Here is a 24,246-nt window from a genome sequence, read left to right as displayed (position 1 = left end):
CCTAATTCGCGCAAAAAAGACGCGAGATCTTATTCCGTGAGGTTCGCTGACATCAGTCACCGAGCCAACCAGTCCAGGTATATGGCGCAAAATGACTTCTAAAAATAATCCCGCCACTGCGGTATCCGATCTGACCCTGAGCCCCGCTGCGAACAGCCCGTCACCGTCGAAGCCATTGCACCCCTCGCGTCCGCTGGGTACCCAGCAATACCTGTACTTCACCGAAACCAACACCGATCGCATCCTCGACAACCTCGATGGCCTGCGTGATCTGGTGTTCCCGCGTCCGCCGCACCTGGAAGGCGATAACGAACAGCACAACGATCAGGAATTCCCGTCGGTGTGCCTGATCGGCCTCGGTCGCTGCGGCTCCAACATCGCCCTCGACGTGGCGGAGTTGGTGTACAACGCACGCAGGTTCTACCTCAACGAATTCAATAACGAAGATCGGGCAGCCGATCGGCGCCTGGCCGACAAGGGTTACAGCCCGGCACAGTGGATCAAGAACAACCTGCGGATCGGCCCGAACAAGTCGACCAAACCGGTGTTTCTGGTCGAGCCGCTGGTGATGCTCGGCGACCTAGACAAAGACATCGCCGGGCGTATCCGTTTCTCGCGCAAGGGCGAGAAAAGCGGTTTCCTGCGCGACTACAGCAAAATGAAGATCATGGACTTGTCCGAAGTCCACGCCGGTGGCGCCGGTAACGCGCCGATCCTCGGCCAGTACCTGGCGAAGATCATCCTCAACAAGGACACCCAGCGTTTTTCCAGCCCCGACTGGAAAATGATCCACTCGTACCTGATCGACAGCTGCGGCATCAAGGCCAACCAGTCGCGTCTGTACTTCTCGATCTTCAGTGCCGGCGGCGGTACCGGTTCGGGCATGGCCTCGGAATTTGGTCTGGCCCAGCAGCACTCGTACATGAACAAGACGTTCGACACCAAGCCGATGGACGAACATGACGGCAAGAGCGGTCATTCGTTCGTGTTCGAACCGATCTTCACCAGCGGCATCTGCGTGCTGCCGAACATTTCCGACCACCGCAGCGAAATGTCCGAGGCGCTGCACATCAACGCCGGTCGCCTGCTGTGCAAATACCTCTCGGAAGAATGGGATTTCTCCTACAACTTCGCCAACGAAGACAGCAGCGAAGCCAGCGTCATGGGCCGTATCCGCCCGTGGAACGCAATGATGCTGATCTCCAACGACATCATGCGTTACGCCGAAGAGAGCGACGACGGCAACATCCAGAACATTGATGTCAATGCGATGGAGAAGCACGCCAACCAGTACATCTCGCAGCAGATTTTCAACATTCTGACGGCGCAGGCAGTCACGACTGACTACGACCAGAACTACTTCCGTCGCGCCGGCATCGACATCGGCGAAACCATTCGCCTGGACGCCAACGACCTGTTCATGAGCCTGGCCGGCCCGGTGGCGATTGCCTACGCCGAATCGGTGGTGCCGGAAACTCCACCGCCGAGCAGCGACAAGTTCAAGGTGTTCGACAAAGAGCCGCAGCGCCTGAACATCGACGATTTGTTCTTCCGCTCCATCGACCTGCCGCACTTCAACAAGGTCACCCAGGCCATCGAAGGCATCAGCCTGTTGCCAATCGAATCCAAGCGTTATCGCGCCTCGCTTGAGCAGTACAAGAATTCCGGCTACGACGCCGCCGCCCTGCACGATCTGCATTTCTTCAAGAACTGCTCGTCGGTGGTCTCGATCGTTTCGCTGCCCAAAGACTACAAGTTGTCGTACATGGACCTGAACCGGTTGAAGACGCACCTCAACAGCCTGTTCCCCAACACCACGCTCAAGCGCTATGCACTGGTGATCGGCGCCTCGGCCAACCTGTCGCTGACCACATTGATTGCGAAGAGCCCGTGCCTGTCGGACGACTTCCTGACCTTGATCGTCGCGTTCATCAAGCGTTGCTTCGCGAAGACCCCGTACCGTTTTGACGAGACGCTGGACAATTCGATCCTCGACTTCATCATCAATGAGGACTTCGACGAAGAACGCATTGATGACCTGCTCAACGAATTCGAAAACCCGGCGAAGATTCTCGACACCAACTGGTACGCGATCAAACCGATGTACGAGAAGAAGTACCGCGAGCTGATCAACGACAAAGAGAAGTTTGTCTCGATCAACGACATTCGCCTGTCGCGCGATTGCGTGAAGAAGTCGATCAAGTACCTGCGCGAGATCTATCGTCACCGGATTGGCAAGACCAAGGTTATTTCCCTCAATAACCATACCGGCAAGTCTTACTCGGTCTAATCCAGGAACGAGTCGCCCCATTCGCGAGCAGGCTCGCTCCCACAGGGGGATGCATTCCAAATGTGGGAGCGAGCCTGCTCGCGAATGGGGCCACTCCAGACACCGCAAACCTTCATTGCCAACATCCAGAAACAATTAAGCAGCCGTTAGGCTGCTTACTAAACTGTTCCCGTTACGTTTACGTCACCGTGAGCCACCCTCGCTTGTGGCGTTTCTCTACGGCAACGTGCCATCACGCTACTCGGCTACCCACTTTTCAACAATGATGACACGCACTACAAAGGTGCAAGCCGTCAGACCTGCGCCCTTTCCTGGATCAGAATCCACGGCGAAACCACCACCGCCCACAGCTGCGGATCACGTTCAAAAAGATCCAGCGCCCGCGTTTCAGACAGCTTGGCGACCTTGTCTTCGGCCAGCCAGGCAGCGACTTTCTCGCCCTCATCCGACGCCACGGCCTCGGCAGCGGCGATCAAATCAAGGTCAGGGTCGACCCACAATAGGGCACCCTTGGCGAAGAACGGCTCCAGCTCTTTCCAGGTAATAGATGCGGTTTCACCAAGCAGCTTGGCATAGAGGGTGCTAGGTTCTTGATTCATGGGAACTGTCCGGAAAAGAAATCGACGCGAATGATAACGTCGGTGATCCGCCAGAAAAACCCGGTTGCAAATGGCTTTACCGAACGAAAAGAGCAGGAACGCCAAGGAATGCTGCTGATTGGGATATATGCCCACGAACGCCCCGCCGCAATTCTGTCTTTTTCATTCAAAAATGCGACACCCCCAAGTTTTGCCCCTCGGCGCCCGCTTCCCAGGCTGACAACCGGCGCTCTACACTGTACCGGTACAGTTGCCGGGGGCATTTCCGGAGGGTATCGCAAAGATATCTGACCCGGTTCTGCTGCTACGGCGCCAGAACTCAAAAAAATTACAACAGTAAGAGTGGAGCACTATGACTAAGGCTACTAAGCAGATTTCCAAACTGTTTGCCGCTATGGTTCTGGCCGGGGTTGCCAGCCATTCGTTCGCAGCTGACACCATCAAAATCGGTATCGCCGGTCCAAAAACCGGTCCTGTAGCCCAGTACGGCGACATGCAGTTCAGTGGCGCGAAAATGGCCATCGAGCAGATCAACGCCAAGGGCGGCGTCGACGGCAAGAAACTCGAAGCCGTTGAATACGACGATGCCTGCGATCCGAAACAAGCGGTAGCTGTTGCGAACAAGGTCGTCAACGACGGCGTCAAGTTCGTGGTCGGTCACCTGTGCTCCAGCTCTACCCAACCTGCTTCGGACATCTACGAAGACGAAGGCGTGATCATGATCACCCCGGCTGCCACCAGCCCGGACATCACCGCCCGTGGTTACAAAATGATCTTCCGTACTATCGGTCTGGACAGCGCCCAGGGCCCTGCCGCCGGTAACTACATTGCCGATCACGTCAAACCGAAAATCGTCGGCGTCCTGCACGACAAGCAGCAGTACGGTGAAGGTATCGCTACCGCCGTCAAATCGACCCTTGAGAAGAAAGGCACCAAAGTTGCCGTATTCGAAGGCGTCAACGCTGGCGACAAAGACTTCTCGGCCATCATTGCCAAGCTCAAGCAAGCCAACGTCGACTTCGTTTACTACGGCGGCTACCACCCTGAGCTGGGTCTGATCCTGCGCCAGGCTCAGGAAAAAGGCCTGAAAGCCAAGTTCATGGGTCCGGAAGGCGTGGGTAACGACTCGATCACCCAGATCGCCAAAGACGCTGCCGAAGGCCTGCTGGTGACCCTGCCGAAATCCTTCGACCAGGACCCTTCCAACATCGCCCTGGCTGATGCATTCAAAGCGAAGAAAGAAGACCCGAGCGGCCCGTTCGTGTTCCCGGCCTACTCGGCCGTGACCCTGATCGCCGAAGGCATCAAGGCTGCCAAGTCCGAAGACCCGGCCAAAGTGGCAGAAGCCATTCACGCCGGCACCTTCAAGACCCCGACTGGCGACCTGAGCTACGACGCCAAGGGCGACTTGAAAGACTTCAAATTCGTAGTCTACGAGTGGCACAACGGCAAACCTAAAACTGAAGTTTCGCCTCAGTAAGGCATTGCCGAACTGACTGCCAATAAAGCCCACGGCGTGCCGTGGGCTTTGTTTTACGAATGTATAGGGCCGCGCTGGCGTGATCCGCCAGTCTCCCCACCTGAAAATCTCAAAACCGTCATCAGCGGTTCGCTGGCAAAACCCGGATTCGAAGTGGATAAAGATCCACGGGGCCGGGCGGGAAAATGACTCCACCAGTGAAATGCGTATCAGGTTTTTAGGAGCGCTGTAATGCCTGACATCTATCACTTCTTCCAACAGCTGGTTAACGGCCTGAACGTTGGCAGCATGTATGCCCTGATCGCCATCGGCTACACGATGGTTTACGGCATCATTGGAATGATCAACTTCGCCCACGGCGAGGTGTACATGATCGGCTCCTACGTGGCGTTCATCGCCATCGCCGGGCTGACCATGATGGGACTCGACAGTGTCCCGCTGTTGATGACGGCGGCGTTCATCGCCAGCATCGTCGTGACCAGCTCCTACGGTTACAGCATCGAACGCATTGCCTACCGCCCTTTGCGCGGCAGCAACCGTCTGATCCCGCTGATTTCCGCCATCGGTATGTCGATCTTCCTGCAGAACACGGTTCTGCTGGCGCAAGACTCCAAGGACAAAGCTATCCCCAACCTGATTCCGGGCAACATTGCCTTCGGCCCAGGTGGCGCACAAGAAGTGCTGATTTCCTACATGCAAATCGTGGTGTTCGTGGTGACCCTGATCGCCATGCTCGGCCTGACACTGTTCATCTCCCGCTCTCGTCTGGGCCGCGCCTGCCGCGCCTGCGCCGAAGACATCAAGATGGCCAACCTGCTGGGTATCAACACCAACAACATCATCGCCCTGACCTTCGTCATTGGTGCTGCGCTGGCGGCCGTCGCGGCCGTACTGCTGAGCATGCAATACGGGGTGATCAACCCGAACGCCGGTTTCCTTGTCGGCCTCAAAGCCTTTACCGCTGCGGTACTCGGCGGCATCGGCAGCATCCCCGGCGCCATGCTCGGCGGGCTGGTGCTTGGGGTGGCGGAAGCTTTCGGTGCCGATATCTTCGGCGACCAGTACAAGGACGTCGTGGCTTTCGGCTTGTTGGTTCTGGTGCTGTTGTTCCGTCCGACCGGCATTCTGGGCCGTCCGGAGGTTGAGAAAGTATGACTAGGAATCTTAAACAGGCACTGTTCAGTGCTTTGCTGGTGTGGGCCGTGGCCTACCCGGTACTGGGTCTGAAACTGACCATCGTCGGCATCAATCTGGAAGTGCACAACACCAGCCCCGCTGTTCTGGCGACCATCGCCATCTGCTCGGTACTGATGTTTTTGCGCGTGCTGTTCAACCAGCAGATCAGCAAGGCCTGGCGTTCGTCGCCGGGCATGCCGCTGATCCCGGCCAAGGCCAGCAACTTCCTGACCCTGCCGACCACCCAGCGCTATTTCATCATTGGGCTGATCCTGCTTGCGCTGGTGTGGCCGTTCTTCGGTTCCCGTGGCGCGGTGGACATCGCCACGCTGATCCTGATCTACGTGATGCTCGGCCTGGGCCTGAACATCGTCGTCGGTCTGGCCGGTCTGCTCGACCTGGGTTACGTCGGCTTCTACGCCGTCGGCGCCTACAGCTACGCGCTGCTGTCGCACTACTACGGCCTGAGCTTCTGGATCTGCCTGCCGATTGCCGGCCTGATGGCGGCGACGTTCGGCTTCCTGCTGGGCTTCCCGGTCTTGCGACTGCGCGGTGACTATCTGGCGATCGTGACCCTTGGCTTCGGCGAGATCATCCGTCTGTTCCTGCGTAACCTGACGGACATCACCGGTGGCCCGAACGGTATCAGCAACATCGAGAAACCGACGTTCTTCGGTCTGACCTTCGAACGTAAAGCCGCAGAAGGGATGCAAACCTTCCACGAGTATTTCGGCTTGCAGTACAACTCGATCAACAAGGTGATCTTCCTCTACCTCGTTGCCCTGTTGCTGGCGCTGGCGGCACTGTTCGTCATCAACCGTCTGCTGCGCATGCCGATCGGCCGTGCGTGGGAAGCGCTGCGTGAAGACGAAATTGCTTGCCGCGCGCTGGGTCTTAATCCAACCGTGATCAAGCTTTCCGCGTTCACCCTCGGTGCTGCATTCGCCGGTTTTGCCGGCAGCTTCTTCGCTGCCCGTCAGGGTCTGGTGACGCCGGAATCCTTCACCTTCATCGAGTCGGCGATCATCCTCGCCATCGTCGTGTTGGGTGGCATGGGCTCGCAGCTCGGCGTGATTCTCGCGGCCGTGGTGATGATCCTGTTGCCGGAAATGATGCGTGAATTCAGTGAGTACCGCATGTTGATGTTCGGTGCCCTGATGGTGTTGATGATGATCTGGCGTCCACAAGGTCTGCTGCCGATGCAACGCCCTCACATGGAGTTGCGAAAATGAGCCGCGAGATTCTTAAGGTCGAAAACCTGAGCATGCGCTTCGGCGGCTTGCTGGCGGTCAATGGCGTGGCCCTGACCGTGAAGGAAAAACAGGTGGTTGCGCTGATCGGGCCGAACGGCGCGGGCAAGACCACCGTGTTCAACTGCCTGACCGGTTTCTATCAGCCAACCGGCGGCAGCATCCTTTTGGACGGCGAGCCGATTCAAGGCCTGCCGGGCCACAAGATCGCGCTCAAAGGCGTGGTGCGCACCTTTCAGAACGTGCGGTTGTTCAAGGACATGACGGCGGTCGAGAACCTGTTGATCGCCCAGCACCGTCACCTGAACACCAACTTCCTGTCCGGCCTGTTCAAGACCCCGGCGTTCCGCAAAAGCGAGCGCGAGGCGATGGAATTTGCCGGGTACTGGCTGGAGAAGGTCAACCTCAAGGAGTTCGCCAACCGTACTGCCGGCACCCTGGCATACGGTCAGCAACGTCGTCTGGAAATCGCCCGCTGCATGATGACCCGTCCACGGATCCTGATGCTCGACGAACCGGCCGCCGGCCTCAATCCGAAGGAAACCGAAGACCTCAAAGCGCTGATCGGCATGCTGCGTGAAGAGCACAACGTCACCGTGCTGCTGATCGAACACGACATGAAACTGGTCATGAGCATTTCCGACCACATCGTCGTGATCAACCAGGGCACGCCTCTGGCCGACGGCACGCCGGAACAGATCCGCGACAATCCTGAAGTGATCAAAGCCTACCTGGGGGAAGCGTAAATGCTGCAGTTCGAAAACGTTTCCACCTTCTACGGCAAGATCCAGGCCCTGCACAGCGTCAATGTCGAAGTCCGTCAGGGCGAGATCGTGACCCTGATCGGCGCCAACGGTGCCGGCAAGTCCACGCTGCTGATGACGCTGTGCGGTTCGCCGCAGGCGCACAGCGGCAGCATCCGTTACATGGGTGAGGAACTGGTCGGCCAGGACTCGTCGCAGATCATGCGCAAAAGCATCGCTGTGGTGCCGGAAGGCCGTCGGGTGTTTGCCCGTCTGACCGTCGAAGAAAACCTGTCCATGGGCGGCTTCTTCACCGACAAGGGCGACTATCAGGAACAAATGGACAAGGTTCTCGGACTTTTCCCACGCCTGAAAGAACGCTTCAGTCAGCGCGGCGGCACCATGTCCGGCGGCGAACAGCAGATGCTTGCCATCGGCCGCGCGCTGATGAGCAAGCCGAAACTGCTGCTGCTCGACGAGCCGTCGCTGGGCCTGGCACCGATCATCATCCAGCAGATCTTCGACATCATCGAACAACTGCGCAAGGACGGTGTGACCGTGTTCCTGGTCGAGCAAAACGCCAACCAGGCGCTGAAAATCGCCGACCGTGCGTACGTTCTGGAGAACGGCCGCGTGGTGATGCAAGGCACCGGTGAAGCGCTGCTGACCGACCCGAAAGTGCGCGAGGCGTACCTCGGTGGTTGAGCGATTGCGGTAAATAAAAAACGGCCTTCGGGCCGTTTTTTTGTGCCTGCCACAATCTTCGTATCCTTCAAATCCCTTATAGGAGTGAGCCTGTTAGCGATGGTGGTATGTCATTCAACATCATGGTGTCTGACACGACGCCATCGCGAGCAGGCTCACTCCTACAGTGGGGGATTAGAACGGATTGCAGTGCTGCGCTACCGCCGTGGCCTGATCGACGTAAGGCCGGGCCGGTTCAAGGTTCCATTCGGGTTTGTTCCTCACAGGCTTGCCGTCGTAGACGGCCGCGAGATGACAAACCATTTGCCGGCGCAAAGACCCACCGTTGATGCTGTACTGGCGCCATTGCGGATCGTCTTTGTGCTTGTTGTACAACTCGGCAAACATACGATCGGTCTGATCATCCTTGATCGCCCGGCCACATGCGGTCGGCACGACGGAGAGCGACCAGGTATCCGGCCCCAGTTTCGGATCTGACCGTTGTTCCCAGGTGGTTGATTCGAAGTAGCTGGTACAGAACTGTTGCGCCGGTGGAGCGGCGGTCTGGATGCACGAGAAGCTGGCCTTGGCGACCGGGGTTCTCGGGAAATCGATCTTGATGATGTTGCGATCCTTCCCGGTCCTGGCTTTGTAATCGCGCTGGTTGGCCAAGGCATCGTTCAAGCCCCGCTGATCGCTGTAGAAAAACGCCAGAACTGGCAGTTCATCGGTTTTCGGGTTACCCAAACGCAGTTCTGTCTGGGTTTGGAACTCGCGACTGTTGATGACTTTGCGTGCGCCCATAAAATTGCGGAAGGCGTCGACGCGCTCCTTGCTGCTCATGGGGTTACGCATATTGAAACCACACTGCAACTGATCCTGCTGGCGGTTGTTGTTGAATTGGATGAAGTGCGCGACCCAGGCATTCGGGTTCGAAACAGGCGGCGCCATGGACTGGCAAACGGCCTCTTTCGGGGCGGTGTTTTTGCTGTCCCCACAGCCGCGATCATCTCGAAAGTCGGTCCAGGCATCGTTGGGAAACGCGCAATAGACATGCACCGGCGTTTCCGGATCGCGCACCAGATCCCTTGGTGTAATGAGATAGCCATTCTGCGTGCTCATGCCAGGGTCTTCATAACTGATGCCGTCTGCACGCATGTATGAAGCGGCAAACGTACCCAGCTCGACGGCTTTCGGACTGGGATTCCAGACATCCCATTTCTGCCCCTTGGCCGGATCGGCGCGGTGCGTTCCTCGAACCAACAGTCCCGAACAGTCCGAAGCGGGATCCTGACCGCAGCTTTCGACGGTTTTGTTGTACAACGATTCAACCTTTTTCAGCGTCTCGTCGCATGACTCGGCGTACGCACCTGTGGCTTGCACCAGCAGTGGCAGCATAAGTAATGGAACGACCCTGCACAGACTTTTCTTCATGGCTCGCATCTCCTTGATTAGCCAATACACACCGTCAACGCGGGACCGGGTTGCAACCCGTGGCCCGCATTTCGTTGTCCGATAACGCCGGCCGGAAAGGCTCGAGATTCCATGGCGTCTTGTTGCGATAGTTGTTCAGGACACAGTTCAATTGCTGGCGCATGCTGCCGGCGGAATTTTCGTTGTCTCGCCAGTTGCTGTCCGCGCCCTTGAGGGCGAACAACTGGTCGTACAAAGCGCCGATCTGTTCGTTGGGCAAGGCCCGCCCCACCGCCGTGGGCACAATGCTCAGGCTCCACTCATCCTTGCGGGTGCCGGGGTCGTAACGTTTGACCCAGTCGGCCGAGGCGATGTATTGCGGGGCCTGAACCGGCACTGGATTGCAACCGGCCCTGGCCGCTTCCTGCGGACTGACGGTAGGTCGAAACGGTTCCAGATTCCACTCGGTCTTGGCTGGATAGTTCTGCACCAGACACGCCAGTTGCTGACGCATGCTGCCCGCTGATTTTTCGTGGTCGTGCCACTGGCTGTCAGCGCCATGCAGCGCGAACAGCTCCTGATACAAGGCATTCTGATCACTGGCCTGTATCGCCTTGCCCTGGGCGGTCGGCGTGACGTTGAGCGACCATTCGTTTTTCTTGCTGCCCGGATCGTAACGCTCGACCCAGGTCGCGCTGGCAATGTAGTTCGATGTCGGCGCAACCACTGGTGGCTGAACACCACCCGCCGCTGTCAGGTCGATCGCCTGATCGGCGGCGACGTAGCTGAAGCGCTGCTCCGCCGGCTGGGTGAAATCCAGTCGCAGGATCGGCACGCTGTAGCCCTGAGCCTGGAGTTTCTTCTGAAAGTTGCGCGCACTGTTCAGGCCGTTTTCCGGTTTCGGCGGCGCCTGATCGCCGCGGGTGGCGAAGTTCTGCGTACTATTGACGTTGTAGATGAAGGCATCGATGTACTTCATGTTCTCGCTGCCATCGTTGGTCGCGGTGGCATTCTTCAACATGAACTCGTTGACCTGAGCACTGAAGGCAAACGGGTCCTTATTGGTGGTGTTTGGTCGGGATTCATGAACCCGGATCATAGCGTTCCAGTCACTGGGTTTCTCCGCATTCCAGGAACACTGCCCGTACTGGATCGGCCCTTTCATCAGCCCGGTATATTTCTGCGTCCATTGCTCAGCAGTGCTCACCCCGGCTTCCGCACAGGTGCCGTAAGCCAGCGCGGCATTGCGATTGTCCATCCCCCCTTGGGCCGTACGTGGCGGTTCACGACTGTCGAAAAAGCCGCAGCCATACCACTTGCGTTCTGGTCCAGTACCACCATCGAAAGCGTAAATGCAGGTGAAGCCCTGCTCCTTGACCGGTAGATTCAGGGCGGCAGCATCGGTTGGGTTTCGCAAAACAAACCCGGCCGGATGGATCAGGATCCGGGTGCTCAGATCCTTGCGAATCCACGAGTAAGACGTCGCGCCGATCTTGATCGCGTAAGGGCTGTAATCCCAAGGATTGAACGGCCCGTCATTGACCATTCGCAAGGTCACGCCGCTGCAGTAATAGAGCCCGCGCGCGGCACCGGTATCGGGTTCCTGGCAGGAATCCTTGAGAGTATTGTAGTTGTGGTTGATGCGCTTGAGCGTGTCCAGAGGTTCCGGTTGCGGCTGGGCGCATACCGTCCCGAACAGCAAGGGCAGCGTGCCGGCGAGAGCCAAAGATAAAGTTCTGCGCAATGGCACAGCAGAAGCTGAGCAATCCTTCGACATAAGATACCGTCCTGGTAAATCGGCCTGTGAGGGTGGCCGTTGAAATGACTATAGAGCACGGGTGACGGCCTGGAAAAAACTGGCAGAAACCGGCATCTGGGGGTGAGCGATTGTGGTAATCAAAAAACGGCTTTCGGGCCGTTTTTTGTGTCACAGGCGCCTATCTGGTTTTTAGATTCACTGTCGCATAGTCGATTGCCTGTTCAGCCCTGGTCATGATGTTGCTCCTGTCATTCACCTGCCACGTTCGGAATCTACCGACCCACTTAAGCGTTTCCTACTGTCAGAAATTACAGGTCTCTAGAACCATTCACGATCAGAACGACGCAGTTATTCCATTCGCTGTAATTTTTTTCTCACTGGCGCTGTAACGCATCGCCATGCCGTTTCTCTAGAGGGACAAGCAAGCGCAAATCGCTTGTAAAACCCAAGCTAAAATCGGAGAAACATCATGACTGCTACCACCCGCACCCTGTCCGCTACCGCCCTGGTTCTGGCCCTTGGTTCTGCCCTGAGCATCGCAGCCGTTTCCACCGTTCACGCTGCCGACGCCAACATGGAAAAATGCTTCGGAGTGGCCATGAAAGGCAAGAACGATTGCGCTGCAGGCGCAGGCACCACCTGTGCCGGCACCGCAAAAATGGACTATCAGGCCAACGCCTGGAAACTCGTTCCGAAAGGCACCTGCGCCACCACCGAAAGCAAAACCTCGCCTACCGGTTTCGGTCAAATGGAAGCGTTCAAAGCCAAGTCCTGATCAGTCGGCTGCCTGAGTGACGATCATGTTCACACCTAACGACCATGCCCACTCCTGCACTCAGGCAGCCCGTTCAGGGCTCCCTCCCCGTGCCGGGTTGGGGCTCAAGACCGGGCACTTGCGTGAAGTGCTCGGCTCATTACCGGACATCGGCTTCTTCGAAGTCCACGCCGAAAACTACATGGTGGCCGGCGGCCCGTTTCATCATTTTCTGGGATTGATTCGCGAGCAGTATCCGCTGTCGCTGCACGGCGTCGGATTGTCCATCGGGGCTGAAGGCCCGCTGGACGTTCAACACCTGCAACGCCTGAAGGATCTGATCGAGCGTTATCAACCCCACTCCTTTTCCGAACACCTGGCCTGGTCCAGCCACGGCCCGGTGTTCCTCAATGACCTGCTGCCACTGGCCTATGACGCACCGACGCTGAACCGCGTCTGCGAACATATCGATCAGGTGCAGAACGCCCTCAAGCGGCCAATGCTCCTGGAAAATCCGGCGACCTATCTGGCCTTTGAACGTTCGACCCTCGACGAGGCTGACTTCATTGCCGAAGTCATTCGCCGCAGCGGCTGCGGTTTGTTGCTGGACGTCAATAACGTCTACGTGTCGTGCATCAATCATCTGCGCGATCCATTGGCCTATCTCGATGCCTTGCCATTGCACGCCGTCGGTGAGATTCATCTGGCCGGTTTTGCCGAAGATTGCGACAGCCTCGGCGACCGTTTGCTGATCGACGATCACGGCGCGCCGATTGATCAAGCAGTCTGGCATTTGTACCGGCAAGTGCTGGAGCGCATCGGCCCGGTGGCGACGTTGATCGAGCGTGACAATCAGGTGCCGGCATTCGACGTCTTAATGGCCGAGGCGCAGCAGGCCGAAGTGCTGTTGAAGTACGCGGGGGATCGATCATGAGCTCTCAAGCCGCGTTCACGGCAGCGTTGCTCAATGTGCAGTTGCCCTGCCCCGAAGGCCTTTACAGCGCCAACGGTGCGGATCCCGCCAGCCGTTTCGCGGTGTATCGCAACAACGTGCAGAGTTCGCTGATCAACGCACTGGGCGACAGTTATCCGGTGGTTGCGCAGTTGGTTGGCGAGGAATTCTTCCGAGCCATGGCGGCTGTATTCGTACAAAGTCAGCCACCACAAAGTCCGTTGATGAGCCTTTACGGCGAAGGGTTTGCGGACTTCATCGCTGCGTTTGAACCGGCCTCAAGCGTGCCGTATCTGGCCGATGTGGCACGCCTTGAGCAGTTACGCACCCTCGCCTATCACGCCGCCGACGCAAACCCGATCCCGCCGGAACAGATCGCCGCTGCGCTGAGTGACCCGCAAGCCCTGAGCGAACTTGGCTTCGAACTTCATCCGTCCCTGTACCTGCTCGATTCAGGCTATGCCGTGGTTGCGATCTGGGCCGCACACCAGCGAGAGGCGACGCTGGAAGGCATCGAACTCAATCGTGGACAGCAGGCATTGGTGTTGCGCAATGGCCTCGATGTCGAGGTGTTTGCCCTTGATCACGGCGCCGGCGTTTTCATCCGCCATTTGCTCGATGGCCAGCCGCTATTGGCAGCCGCAGAAAACAGCCCGCCGTTCGATCTCAGCCAGACCCTGGCCTTGCTGATCGCTCATAACGTCATCACCCATCTGAACTTCAAGGAATTGCCATGAATACGCTGATCACCCGCGCCATCTCGCTGCTGGAGAAAATCCCCCACAGCCTGATTGCCTTTATCGCGCGTTTTTCGATTGCCGCGGTGTTCTGGAAGTCCGGGCAGACCAAGGTTGAAGGCCTGGCCATCGACCTGTTCGACGGCAACTTTGAGTTGGGCTGGCCACGCCTGGCCGATTCGACGATTCCGTTGTTCACCAGCGAATACCACGTGCCGCTGCTGTCGCCGGAAATCGCCGCGTACATGGCCGCGTTCGCCGAGCACTTTTTCCCGATTCTGATTCTGATTGGCTTCGCCACACGATTTTCGGCGCTGGCGTTGCTGGGGATGACCCTGACCATTCAGTTGTTTGTGTATTCGGATGCCTACCCGACACACGGCACTTGGGCAGCGGTGCTGCTGTATCTGATGACGACCGGACCGGGGAAATTGTCGATCGATCATCTGATCGCCAAGCGCTACCGCTAAAGCCGATCCAGCGCCTCGCCGCTGCGTTTGAACCAACCTATCAGATAGTCCGCCAATACCTGAGTGCGTTTCGGTAATCCACCCTGATACGGATGCACCAGATACATCGGCATGCGCCGGGTCTGGTAATCGCGCAGGAGCCAGCGCAAGCGCCCGTCAGCCAATTCCGCTTGCAGCAGGTACGAAGGCAATCGAGCGACGCCGGCACCGGTCAGCGCCGCTTTCTTGAGCAGGTTGTAATGGTTGCTGGCGAACGGCCCCGAGACGCGTACCCGCAACAATTCGTGCTGCTGGTGATACAGCCATTCCTCGCGACCGCTGTAGTGGCTGTTGAGCAAACAACGGTGCTCGGTCAACGCCTGCGGCGTCAGCGGCTCGCCGAAGCGCTCGAGATAGGCCGGGCTGGCGCAGGTCATTTCCTGCCAGGCCAGCAGCGGCTTGGCCACCAGCCGCTCGTCGTTGGCCACCTCGCTGCGGATCGCCAGATCAAAGCCGTCCCGGGACAGATCGCGATAGCTGTTATTCAGCTCCAGTTCGATCTGCACCTCGGGATACTTTTGCGAAAACTCCAGCAGCAGACCATCGAAGAAGGTTTCTCCCAGGGACACCGGAACCGTCATACGCACCGGCCCGGCCATGTCGTCCTTCAATCGCGCCAATGCCTGACGCGCTCTCTCGACTTGGACTACAAGGGCCTGGGCTTGTGGCAACAACGCCGCACCGGCAGCGGTCAGGCTCAAACGCCGGGTCGTGCGTTGCAGCAGCACCACGGAAAAGCGCGTTTCGAGTTGGCTGATCCGCTTGGACAACTGGCCCTTGCTGCACCCGAGTTGCTGCGCCGCCAACGTGAAACTGCCCGCTTCGATCAGCACTGCAAACGCGGCCAGATCATCCATCTCGCTCATGGATTGTTTCCATTTGAAAACCAAAGGTTGCCCATTAGCGCGCTTATCCACAGAAAAAACCACTCTAGACTGAAGCCTCGTTCAATCACTTGAGGCACAACACGATGAAAATTCTGTTGATAGGCGCGGGCGGCACCATCGGTTCGGCCGTGGACAAAGAACTGTCGCAACGCCACAAAGTTATTCGTATCGGCCGCAAAAGCGGCGATTTGCAGGTGGATATCAGCGACAGCGGGTCGATCCGAAAACTGTTCGAACAAACCGGCAAGTTCGACGCACTGGTCTGCGCCGCTGGCAACGTGACCTTCGCACCGTTGGGTGAAATGAACGAAGACAGCTTCGCCCTGGGCTTGAAAGACAAGCTGATGGGCCAGGTCAACCTATTGCTGATCGGTCGCGAGTTTGCCAACGACGGTGCTTCGTTCACCTTCACTACCGGCGTGCTCAGCCATGATCCGATCCGCAGCGGCGCCTCGGCTGCAATGGTCAACGGCGCCCTCGACAGTTTTGTTCGCGCGGCCGCCATCGAACTGCCACGCGGTTTGCGCGTGAACTCGATCAGCCCGACCGTTTTGCTGGAAGCCATGGGCAGCTACGCCCCGTATTTCCGTGGCTACAAGCCGGTTCCTGCAGCAGATGTGGCGTTGGCCTACGCCAAAAGTGTCGAAGGCCTGCAAACCGGTCAGACTTTTCACGTCGGCTAAACCCTTGTGATGAACGGTCAGCCTGCGTAACGTGGCGGCACTTGTCTGGAGAGCCGAAGATGCGTGTTGCCCGTTCGTTAGTCCTTGTTGCCCTGCTGCCGTTGTTTGCCGCCTGCCAGTTGTTCGATGGCCCGCGAGAAAGTGCCTCGCACGTGGGGCAGACACGGATGCAGGGGCAACTGACCGCTGCCGACGGCAAGCTGGTGTTCCAGCCGTGTCAGGATCAACGCCAATACGTGGTCAACGACATTGGCGGCACCAGCGTCTTGCAAGAGGCCGCGACCCTGGCCGATGACCAGGGCAAGTTGTTCGCCGACGTGCGCGGCAAGATCGCCGGTGACCGCCTCGATCTTGCCCAGCTCTATCGCGTCGAACGTTCGGGCACCGCGTGTGACGATCCGAATTTCAAGCTGCTGATTCTGCGCGCCGCCGGCCATGGCCCTGAGTGGAACGTCAAGGTCAGCAGCAAAGGCATGGTCATCGACCGCGACGGCCAGCCCCCGCTCGCCGTCCCATACGTTGAAGAGCAATTGGGCGACGGTCGCTTCAATCTCAGCAGCGAAGCCAACAACCAGCGCATCGAATTGTGGGTCGCGCCGCAACGTTGCGTCGACAGCAGCACCGGCAGCGTGCAGCACATGAGCGCCGAACTGCGCATCGACGGTCAGGTGCGGCGTGGCTGCGGGTATTTCGGCGGTTCGCGTAACGACTGATCGTTTTACCCTCACCGGATCCGGCGGTTGCGGCTTATAATCGCGGCCTTCAAACGCCCTGGCGCAGTTGTGCGCCCCGCGAACCCGGATCCTCGCCATGTTACGAATCACTGAACTCAAGCTGCCAATCGACCATCCCGAAGAAGACCTGCGCGTTGCCATCGTGCAACGTCTGGGCATCGCCAGCGATGACTTGCTCGATTTCACCTTGTTCAAGCGCAGCTACGATGCGCGCAAAAAGTCCTCCGAACTGTGCTTCATCTACACCATCGACCTCACCGTACGCGACGAGGCCAAAGTGCTGGGCAAGTTCGCCGACGACCGTAACGTCAACGTGGCGCCGGATGTCAGCTACAAATTCGTAGGCGAAGCACCAAGCGACCTGAGCCAGCGACCTATCGTCGTCGGATTCGGCCCGTGCGGGATCTTTGCCGGCCTGTTGCTGGCACAGATGGGCTTCAAGCCGATCGTCCTCGAACGCGGCACCGAAGTGCGTCAGCGCACCAAGGACACCTGGGGCCTGTGGCGTAAAAGCGTGCTCAACCCCGAGTCCAACGTGCAGTTCGGCGAAGGCGGTGCGGGCACGTTCTCCGACGGCAAACTGTACAGCCAGATCAAGGATCCGAAGTTCCTTGGCCGCAAAGTCCTGCACGAGTTCGTCAAGGCCGGCGCACCGGAAGAAATCCTCTACGTCAGCAAGCCGCACATCGGTACGTTCCGTCTGACCGGCATGGTTGAAAACATGCGCGAACAGATCCGAGATTTGGGCGGCGAAGTGCGCTTCCAGGAGCGCGTCAGTGATGTGCTGATCGAAGACGGCCAACTGGTCGGGGTCCAACTGGCCAGCGGCGAGACTCTGCATTCGAAACACGTGGTTCTGGCCCTCGGCCATAGCGCCCGCGACACCTTCCGCATGCTCCACAGCCGTGGCGTGTTCATGGAAGCCAAGCCGTTCTCGGTGGGTTTCCGCATCGAACACCCGCAGTCGCTGATCGACCGTGCGCGTCTGGGCAAATACGCCGGCCACCCCAAGTTGGGAGCCGCCGACTACAAACTGGTGCACCACGCCAAGAACGGCCGTTCGGTCTACAGCTTCTGCATGTGCCCGGGCGGCACCGTTGTCGCCGCGACGTCCGAGCCGAACCGTGTGGTCACCAATGGCATGAGCCAGTACTCGCGTAACGAGCGCAATGCCAACTCCGGCATCGTCGTCGGCATCACCCCGGAAGTAGATTATCCGGGCGGCCCGCTGGCCGGGATCGAGTTACAGGAGCGTCTGGAATCCCACGCCTTTATCCTCGGCGGCAGCGACTACAAGGCCCCGGCGCAACTGGTTGGCGACTTCATCAACAACATTCCTTCGACCGAACTGGGTGAAGTCGAGCCGTCCTACAAACCGGGCGTGGCGCTGGGCGATCTGGCCCTGGCATTGCCAGACTTCGCGATTGAGGCGATTCGTGAAGCGCTGCCGGCGTTCGAGAAGCAGATTCGCGGCTACTCGCTGCACGATGCGGTGTTGACCGGGATCGAAACGCGCACGTCTTCGCCGCTACGCATTACTCGTAATGAGTCGCTGCAGAGCATGAACGTGAAGGGTCTGTTCCCGGCCGGTGAAGGCGCGGGTTATGCGGGCGGGATTCTGTCGGCGGGTGTGGACGGGATTCGGATTGCCGAGGCTGTAGCGCGCGACATCCTGGGTATTACCGACTGACACAAAACCCTGTAGGAGTGAGCCTGCTCGCGATTGCGGTAATCCAGTCAACATTGCTGTTGAATGTTATTACGCCATCGCGAGCAGGCTCACTCCCACATTTGATTTCGGTGTGTCAGATATTGGCGCGCAACACCGAAGTCGGCAGCGCCTCTCCCCGCTCGGCACTCGCCGCCACAGCCTCAATCAATCCGCTCAACTCATAGCCCTGCGCCTTGAGCCAGTCCTGATCGTAATAGGTGTCGGCATAACGCTCGCCGCCATCGCACAGAATCGCCACGATCGACCCCGACTCCCCCGCCGCTTTCATTTGCTGCGCCGCCATCAATGCGCCAATCAGGTTGGTGCCACTCGAACCGCCAACATGCCGCCCCAGCCGTTGCGCCAGGTAATGCATGGCCGCCAGCGACAAGGCGTCCGGCACCTTGACCATCGCGTCGATCACCTTCGGCAAGAACGACGCTTCCACTCTTGGCCGGCCAATGCCTTCGATCCGCGAACCGCAATCCAGACGCAAACTGGCGTCGCCGGTCTGGTAGTAATCGAAGAACACCGAACGCTCGGCATCAGCGCACAACACGCGGGTGCAGTGCTGGCGATAGCGCACGTAACGACCGAGGGTCGCGGTGGTGCCGCCGGTGCCGGGGCTGGAAATCAGCCAGCTCGGTTCGGGATGTTTCTCGTAGCGCATCTGCTGGAAGATCGACTCGGCGATGTTGTTGTTCGCCCGCCAGTCGGTCGCCCGTTCGGCATAGGTGAACTGGTCGATGAAATGACCGCCATGCTCTCGAGCCAGACGCTCGGATTCGGCATAAATCTGCGTCGGATCTTTTACCAGATGGCTCTGGCCACCGTAGAAGGCAATCTGGGCAATCTTCTCTTTCGACGTGGTCGCCGGCATCACCGCAATGAACGGCAGCCCCAGCATCCGCGCGAAATACGCTTCGGAAATCGCCGTCGAACCGCTGGACGCCTCGATTACCGGCGCGCCGGGCTTGAGCCAGCCGTTACACAGCGCATAGAGAAACAGCGAACGGGCCAGCCGATGTTTAAGGCTGCCGGTCGGATGACTCGACTCGTCCTTGAAGTACAACTCGATGCCCGCAAAACCTGGCAGCGGCAAGGGAATCAGATGGGTGTCGGCGCTGCGCTGAAAATCCGCTTCGATGATACGGATGGCTTCGCGGGCCCACTGTCGGTTGTCGCTCATGGTCATGGTTCTCGTTGAATCGGGCAGGAGATTGGCCTCCTGAAAAGGCTCATCCGTCAGCTTAGGAAAAAACCTACATCGCGCACAGATACAGCTGAGTCTCAATATGTCCGGCAACTGCTAGGCTCAGCGTGGTTCGGGGTAAAGGCGTTGTAACGACATATAACAAAAAAGAATATAACTTTTGTTTTAACAACTAACCGTACGGGTTAGGGTGTCCCACCTTTTTGACTCATCGATGGAGAGCGACCTTGCCTCTGCGTAGCACTTTCACGCGTTTCTTTCAGTTGGAAGCTGCCAGCGGTCTGTTATTGATCGCCGCGGCCATCCTCGCTTTGATTATCAACAACTCGCCATTGTCGTGGCTGTACACCGGTTTGCTCGACACCCCGGTGGTAGCGCAGATCGGCGCGTTGAAAATCGCCAAACCCCTTTTGCTGTGGATCAATGACGGCCTGATGGCTTTGTTCTTCCTGTTGATCGGCCTGGAGGTCAAGCGCGAAGTGCTCGACGGCCAGTTGTCGAAGCCGTCGCAGATCGTCCTGCCGGGTGCGGCCGCTGTCGGCGGCATGCTGGTGCCGGCGCTGATCTACTGGTTCCTCAATCGCGACAATCCGGCCGCCCTGAGCGGCTGGGCAATCCCTACCGCCACCGACATCGCCTTTGCCCTCGGCGTACTGGCCCTGCTCGGCAAGCGTGTGCCTGTGTCGCTGAAGCTGTTCCTGATGACCCTGGCGATCATCGATGACCTCGGTGCCATCGTGATCATCGCGATTTTCTACTCCGGCGAACTCTCGACCCTGTCGCTGGGCCTCGCGGCCGCTTGCATTGCGGCGCTGGTAGCGATGAACCGGCTCGGCGTGGTCAAGCTCGGGCCATACATGATCATCGGCTTGATCCTGTGGGTTTGCGTACTGAAGAGCGGCGTCCATGCAACGCTGGCCGGTGTGACCCTGGCCTTCTGCATCCCGCTACGGACGAAAAACGCCGAGCCTTCGCCGTTGCTGACGCTGGAACACGCGCTTCATCCATGGGTCGCCTACGGCATTCTGCCGCTGTTCGCCTTCGCCAACGCCGGCCTGTCGCTGAGCGGCGTCACCGTCGAAAGCTTCACCCACCACGTACCGATGGGCATCGCGGTCGGCCTGCTGCTCGGCAAGACCGTCGGCGTATTCGGCCTGACATGGCTGGCCGTGAAGATCGGTATCGCCGCCCTGCCCCAAGGCGCCAACTGGGGTCAGGTGCTGGGCGTGGCGATTCTGTGCGGCATCGGATTCACCATGAGCCTGTTTGTCGGCTCTCTGGCCTTTGTTCCGGGTGCAAGTGAATACGCGGGCATGGACCGGATGGGTATTCTGACGGGGTCGATTCTGGCGGCGTTGATCGGTTATGCGGTGACGGCGGCGGCGAGTCGTCGAAACAACACTTTGCCTACCGCATAGAACACTTGTGGCGAGGGGATTTATCCCCTCGCCACAAATTTACCTTCAAGCCATTCTCCTGCAACAAAGCGAACAATCCCCTCGCCTTTAGAGACGCGTCCTACAGCCACAAAATTCCTGCTTCGTTAACGTCGTGCAGCCCCTTCCGAGGGGCTGTCGATGGATGAACGGAAGGACGATCAGTGGCTGGCAGCAAGGACATTCCCAGGGTTCCCAACCCACCGGCGGGCGACGGGCATCACGTCACCTACCGCTACATGACAGCCACAGAACTGGCCGAGCGCGAAGCCAGACAAAACGCTTACGACGCCATGCTGGCGCGGCAGGAGGCGTTTGAGCGCAATCGTGAGGTTGCAGCCAAAAAGCCTGATCCAGTGCGCGCCGGATGCGTGTTTGCCAAGTCCTGCAAGTTGCCGGACGCGATCATTGATTACTCCAATCCTCCGGGGATGGTGCCGACCGATAGTTTGAAAGACTACGGCGACCTGATCCTGCTCGGTGCCCGCGAAGCCGATGCCAACGGTGCCGTCGCGCTGAAGAAAATCAGCGCGACGGCCATCCCGACAGGACTCGGCAATTTTGCTCTGGCCGGATCTGCATTCGAAGCGTTGCCTGCCGTTGCCGCCAGCACTGCTGCTGCCACGTTGGTTGGGTTGGTCGCGCTGTTCATGCCCTCGAGCCTTGGCGACAGCGCCCTCTACACCGACGATCAACTGCTCGCCCTGAAACAGGCCCGTACCCGCGTTCGACTGCGGGTCGAGCAACAGGCCGACGGCAGCCTCAAGGGTTACGGTTTCTACACCGGTAAGAATCGTGATTGGGAAATGGTTGATGTCGTGCAATTCACTTCGCGCGGCAGCCAGTTCATTGCTGACTTGGGTGAAGGCGTCGAACTGATCTGGACACCCGCCGTGGATGGCTCTGACATTCTCGACATCCCCGCGCTGGAGGCAGCTCCGCAGGCGCCGCATATCTGGGTGTATCCACCGACGAAAGCGGCAGAGGGGATTCTGGTGAATCCGGTTTATCCGCCGGAGTACAGGGACTTCATTCTGGTGTTTCCGGCGGATTCGGGGGTCAGGCCACTCTATATTGTGGTTGCGCGTCCGGTGTCTGGTGACCACGACTACCATATGCCACCCAAGTTACTTCCGGCCTTCCCCGATGCAGTACCGGTTCGTAAAAAAGGACATCGCAAGCGCTGGGAGAGCAAAAAGCGTATTTATGAGTGGGACCATCAACATGGTGCTGTCGAGGTTTATAACTGGGAAGGAGACCATCTCGGCGAGTTCGATATAAAAACGGGTGAGCAAACTGGTAAAGCAAAACCCGAAAGACGCACCACGACCAAGTGAAAAATTGAGTATTCGAGAATGATTTTTTTAGCGCTTTCCGGGTTTTTCCCTGAACCAAATCCAGACAACTCACTGCAATATGATAAAGATGTCCCACAAACTTCAGAGCAGGCGGTTCTTAACGTCATGGGGTGGGAATCTCTGAAAGATGTACCGATGGGTGAACATGATCTAACGGAAACTCAAGCCAGAGAAATCATGCAAATCGTCAATACGCCCTTCAGGGACGATTTGACTTACTGCATCGGGCTTTGTCGCGAAGACTGACAAGCCTGATTCAGAAAAGCTGAAAAGCCACCGACAAAAAAACCCCGACCAGTCACCTGATCGGGGTTTTCTTTTGCCGCTCGCTCCCGCTTAGTGCGAAACGCGGCTGGTCCCGCCAACGGTCGAAATCCGCACACGCTCGCCAACGCGGAACACTTCATTCTCCTGAACCTGCTGCACATAGGCGCGCATGCTGCCGTCGTCTTCGCGCACGGTGATTTCCACACCTTGGGTACGCGTCAGGCCTTCTTCGGTCGCCGAGCCGATCAGACCACCCGCCACCGCACCGATCACAGCAGCGACGATGCTGCCTTTACCGCCACCGATGGCGCTGCCGCCGACACCGCCGACCACTGCGCCTGCTGCGCCGCCGATCGGGGTCTTGGTGCCTTCGATTTTCACCGGACGCAGGGATTCGATGGTACCCATGCGAATCGTCTGCACGCGACGCGCTTCGTCACGGGAGTAGGAGTCACCGGTCAGGCTCGATTGGCAGCCGGTAAGCAACATCGCCATCGTGGAAAAGGAAGCAACCAGCAGAACAGACTTACGCATAGCATCAACTCCAAAGGACAGGTATTCATTAAACTCCGCAGCTTGACGCCTGTCACGACGCAGCTCGGATAAAATTGCTTTCATTCAGGCCCGGTACAGGCGCCCTGCGAACTCACCCAACATTAGCGCCAAATTCCATTTCTTGCGCCGCCGACCCAAGGATTTTCATGGATTACTTCATCATTGTCGTCACCACCGTCGCCGGTCTGTACTTCCATGGGTGGCTGTACGTACGGATCAAACGCTGGGTTGATCGCGACCTGGCACTGTCGCTGGCCGGCAAGGATGAAGGCAAACGCGCTTTTATGCTTGAACAATTGGCCCATGCACATGCGCAGAAGATCAAGCGTCGGGACCTGCCGAAGTGGCTTGAGGCCGCTGCGGCAGGGTATCCCGCTCGGTAGACTGCTTAAGGTGCCAGACGTTCAAGAATCCAGTCGGCGCCCTGCAAACGGTAGTTGAGGCGATCGTGCAGGCGGCTCGGACGGCCCTGCCAGAATTCGATGCGCTCGGGCAGCAAGCGATAACCGCCCCAGTGTTCCGGACAATCTGGCTGAGTATCGCTGAAGCGTTGCTCGGTCGCCTTGAGCAAATCCTCCAGTTCCCCGCGCCCGTTGATCACCCGGCTCTGCGGTGATGCCCAGGCACCGAGGCGGCTGCCCAGTGGACGCACCTGGTAATACGCATCGGACTCTTGCGGTGTGACCTTCACCACCCGCCCTTCGATGCGCACCTGGCGCTCCAGGGTCGGCCAGAAGAAGGTCATGGCGGCAAACGGATTGGCCGCCAGATGCTGGCCCTTGGCGCTGTCGTAATTGGTGAAGAAGGTGAAACCCTGCTCGTCCAGGCCCTTGAGCAGCAGAATGCGGCAATGCGGACGCCCGTCCGCATCGACCGTGGCCAGGGTCAAGGCGTTGGCTTCCACCGGCGCCTGCTCGGTTTTCACCGCGTCGGCGAACCATTGGTGGAACAGCGCAAACGGCTCGGCCGGGGCTTGTGCCTCGGTCAAACCGTCCCGGGTGTAATCACGACGCATATCTGCCAGAGCCTGGGTCATGGCGCATTCCTTTTCGTTAG

At 58.5% G+C, this 24,246-nt stretch carries 24 protein-coding genes; 17 read left to right on the top strand and 7 right to left on the bottom strand.

The window, feature by feature from the left end:
• The first annotated feature begins 91 nt into the window (after positions 1-91).
• On the top strand, positions 92-2,290 hold the full coding sequence (locus ACA069_RS06455) for a hypothetical protein (protein ID WP_497616764.1): 2,199 nt from the start codon (positions 92-94) through the stop codon (positions 2,288-2,290).
• Between the two features lie 293 nt (positions 2,291-2,583).
• Here ACA069_RS06455 and ACA069_RS06450 read toward each other — a convergent pair whose 3' ends face one another.
• Positions 2,584-2,889 (bottom strand): DUF2288 domain-containing protein, encoded by a 306-nt coding sequence (locus tag ACA069_RS06450; RefSeq protein ID WP_187679443.1) that lies wholly within the window; start codon positions 2,887-2,889, stop codon positions 2,584-2,586.
• A 352-nt stretch (positions 2,890-3,241) separates the two neighbouring features.
• Here ACA069_RS06450 and ACA069_RS06445 point away from each other — a divergent pair, with 352 nt between their 5' ends.
• The 5 genes from ACA069_RS06445 (at position 3,242) to ACA069_RS06425 (ending at position 8,243) form a co-directional block, all read left to right on the top strand.
• Positions 3,242-4,369 (top strand): branched-chain amino acid ABC transporter substrate-binding protein, encoded by a 1,128-nt coding sequence (locus ACA069_RS06445; protein ID WP_401272245.1) that lies wholly within the window; start codon positions 3,242-3,244, stop codon positions 4,367-4,369.
• A gap of 231 nt (positions 4,370-4,600) precedes the next feature.
• Positions 4,601-5,524 carry a high-affinity branched-chain amino acid ABC transporter permease LivH gene (gene livH, locus ACA069_RS06440; RefSeq protein ID WP_007918526.1) on the top strand — a complete coding sequence of 308 codons (924 nt, stop codon included), beginning with the start codon at positions 4,601-4,603 and terminating at the stop codon, positions 5,522-5,524.
• Complete coding sequence (locus ACA069_RS06435) at positions 5,521-6,777, top strand: high-affinity branched-chain amino acid ABC transporter permease LivM (protein WP_187679445.1); 1,257 nt, start codon at positions 5,521-5,523, stop codon at positions 6,775-6,777. Before livH ends, ACA069_RS06435 begins: the two co-directional genes overlap by 4 nt.
• Positions 6,774-7,541: a high-affinity branched-chain amino acid ABC transporter ATP-binding protein LivG gene (livG, locus tag ACA069_RS06430; RefSeq protein ID WP_497616762.1), complete on the top strand. Its 768-nt coding sequence runs from the start codon at positions 6,774-6,776 to the stop codon at positions 7,539-7,541. Before ACA069_RS06435 ends, livG begins: the two co-directional genes overlap by 4 nt.
• Positions 7,542-8,243, top strand: a complete 702-nt coding sequence (locus ACA069_RS06425; RefSeq protein WP_187679447.1) for an ABC transporter ATP-binding protein — start codon at positions 7,542-7,544, stop codon at positions 8,241-8,243.
• A gap of 174 nt (positions 8,244-8,417) precedes the next feature.
• Here the strand turns inward: ACA069_RS06425 and ACA069_RS06420 are convergent, their stop codons facing one another.
• Together ACA069_RS06420 and ACA069_RS06415 are read right to left on the bottom strand one after the other, a co-directional pair.
• Positions 8,418-9,656, bottom strand: coding sequence for a DUF2599 domain-containing protein (locus ACA069_RS06420; protein WP_401270518.1), 1,239 nt, complete (start codon positions 9,654-9,656; stop codon positions 8,418-8,420).
• 34 nt (positions 9,657-9,690) lie between these two features.
• Positions 9,691-11,412, bottom strand: coding sequence for a DUF2599 domain-containing protein (locus tag ACA069_RS06415; protein WP_497616760.1), 1,722 nt, complete (start codon positions 11,410-11,412; stop codon positions 9,691-9,693).
• A gap of 451 nt (positions 11,413-11,863) precedes the next feature.
• On the opposite strand from ACA069_RS06415, the gene ACA069_RS06410 reads away from it, so the two are divergent.
• The 4 genes from ACA069_RS06410 to ACA069_RS06395 are packed head-to-tail and all read left to right on the top strand — an operon-like array spanning position 11,864 to position 14,307.
• Positions 11,864-12,169 (top strand): BufA1 family periplasmic bufferin-type metallophore, encoded by a 306-nt coding sequence (locus tag ACA069_RS06410; RefSeq protein WP_187679448.1) that lies wholly within the window; start codon positions 11,864-11,866, stop codon positions 12,167-12,169.
• Between the two features lie 25 nt (positions 12,170-12,194).
• Positions 12,195-13,082 carry an MNIO family bufferin maturase gene (gene bufB, locus ACA069_RS06405; protein WP_497616759.1) on the top strand — a complete coding sequence of 296 codons (888 nt, stop codon included), beginning with the start codon at positions 12,195-12,197 and terminating at the stop codon, positions 13,080-13,082.
• Positions 13,079-13,837, top strand: coding sequence for an HvfC/BufC N-terminal domain-containing protein (locus tag ACA069_RS06400; protein WP_497616757.1), 759 nt, complete (start codon positions 13,079-13,081; stop codon positions 13,835-13,837). The genes bufB and ACA069_RS06400 overlap by 4 nt, the downstream gene beginning before the upstream one ends.
• On the top strand, positions 13,834-14,307 hold the full coding sequence (locus ACA069_RS06395) for a DoxX family protein (protein WP_497616755.1): 474 nt from the start codon (positions 13,834-13,836) through the stop codon (positions 14,305-14,307). The genes ACA069_RS06400 and ACA069_RS06395 overlap by 4 nt, the downstream gene beginning before the upstream one ends.
• On the opposite strand, the gene ACA069_RS06390 is transcribed toward ACA069_RS06395, so the two are convergent.
• Positions 14,304-15,212, bottom strand: coding sequence for a LysR family transcriptional regulator (locus ACA069_RS06390; RefSeq protein WP_497616754.1), 909 nt, complete (start codon positions 15,210-15,212; stop codon positions 14,304-14,306). The genes ACA069_RS06395 and ACA069_RS06390 overlap by 4 nt on opposite strands.
• A 104-nt stretch (positions 15,213-15,316) precedes the next feature.
• Here ACA069_RS06390 and ACA069_RS06385 point away from each other — a divergent pair, with 104 nt between their 5' ends.
• The 3 genes from ACA069_RS06385 (at position 15,317) to ACA069_RS06375 (ending at position 18,340) form a co-directional block, all read left to right on the top strand.
• A complete protein-coding gene (locus ACA069_RS06385; RefSeq protein WP_497616753.1) occupies positions 15,317-15,916 on the top strand; it encodes a short chain dehydrogenase in 600 nt (199 codons plus the stop codon).
• A gap of 59 nt (positions 15,917-15,975) precedes the next feature.
• Positions 15,976-16,629, top strand: coding sequence for a COG3650 family protein (locus ACA069_RS06380; RefSeq protein ID WP_497616752.1), 654 nt, complete (start codon positions 15,976-15,978; stop codon positions 16,627-16,629).
• Positions 16,630-16,726: 97 nt separating this feature from the next.
• A complete protein-coding gene (locus tag ACA069_RS06375; protein WP_401270532.1) occupies positions 16,727-18,340 on the top strand; it encodes an NAD(P)/FAD-dependent oxidoreductase in 1,614 nt (537 codons plus the stop codon).
• Positions 18,341-18,455: 115 nt separating this feature from the next.
• Here the strand turns inward: ACA069_RS06375 and ACA069_RS06370 are convergent, their stop codons facing one another.
• Positions 18,456-19,550 carry a PLP-dependent cysteine synthase family protein gene (locus ACA069_RS06370; protein ID WP_257357222.1) on the bottom strand — a complete coding sequence of 365 codons (1,095 nt, stop codon included), beginning with the start codon at positions 19,548-19,550 and terminating at the stop codon, positions 18,456-18,458.
• A 251-nt stretch (positions 19,551-19,801) separates the two neighbouring features.
• Here ACA069_RS06370 and nhaA point away from each other — a divergent pair, with 251 nt between their 5' ends.
• From nhaA to ACA069_RS06355, 3 genes are all read left to right on the top strand, one after another.
• Positions 19,802-20,992 (top strand): Na+/H+ antiporter NhaA, encoded by a 1,191-nt coding sequence (nhaA, locus tag ACA069_RS06365; RefSeq protein ID WP_401270536.1) that lies wholly within the window; start codon positions 19,802-19,804, stop codon positions 20,990-20,992.
• A gap of 182 nt (positions 20,993-21,174) precedes the next feature.
• Positions 21,175-22,347 (top strand): S-type pyocin domain-containing protein, encoded by a 1,173-nt coding sequence (locus tag ACA069_RS06360; protein WP_497616751.1) that lies wholly within the window; start codon positions 21,175-21,177, stop codon positions 22,345-22,347.
• An 18-nt stretch (positions 22,348-22,365) separates the two neighbouring features.
• Positions 22,366-22,614 (top strand): pyocin S6 family toxin immunity protein, encoded by a 249-nt coding sequence (locus ACA069_RS06355; protein ID WP_489878350.1) that lies wholly within the window; start codon positions 22,366-22,368, stop codon positions 22,612-22,614.
• Positions 22,615-22,704: 90 nt separating this feature from the next.
• On the opposite strand, the gene ACA069_RS06350 is transcribed toward ACA069_RS06355, so the two are convergent.
• Entirely contained in the window at positions 22,705-23,169 is a 465-nt protein-coding gene (locus ACA069_RS06350; RefSeq protein WP_007969461.1) for an outer membrane lipoprotein, read from the bottom strand.
• Between the two features lie 167 nt (positions 23,170-23,336).
• Between ACA069_RS06350 and ACA069_RS06345 the strand changes: the two genes are divergently transcribed.
• Positions 23,337-23,573 carry a hypothetical protein gene (locus ACA069_RS06345; protein ID WP_401270545.1) on the top strand — a complete coding sequence of 79 codons (237 nt, stop codon included), beginning with the start codon at positions 23,337-23,339 and terminating at the stop codon, positions 23,571-23,573.
• 5 nt (positions 23,574-23,578) lie between these two features.
• Here the strand turns inward: ACA069_RS06345 and pdxH are convergent, their stop codons facing one another.
• Positions 23,579-24,226: a pyridoxamine 5'-phosphate oxidase gene (gene pdxH / locus ACA069_RS06340; protein WP_305441765.1), complete on the bottom strand. Its 648-nt coding sequence runs from the start codon at positions 24,224-24,226 to the stop codon at positions 23,579-23,581.
• Positions 24,227-24,246: the final 20 nt, after the last annotated feature.

The sequence above is a fragment of the Pseudomonas sp. LBUM1652 genome, from assembly GCF_059716105.1.
The sequence above is the reverse complement of the archived record's forward strand: the minus strand, read 5'-3'. Positions and strand labels throughout refer to the sequence as shown.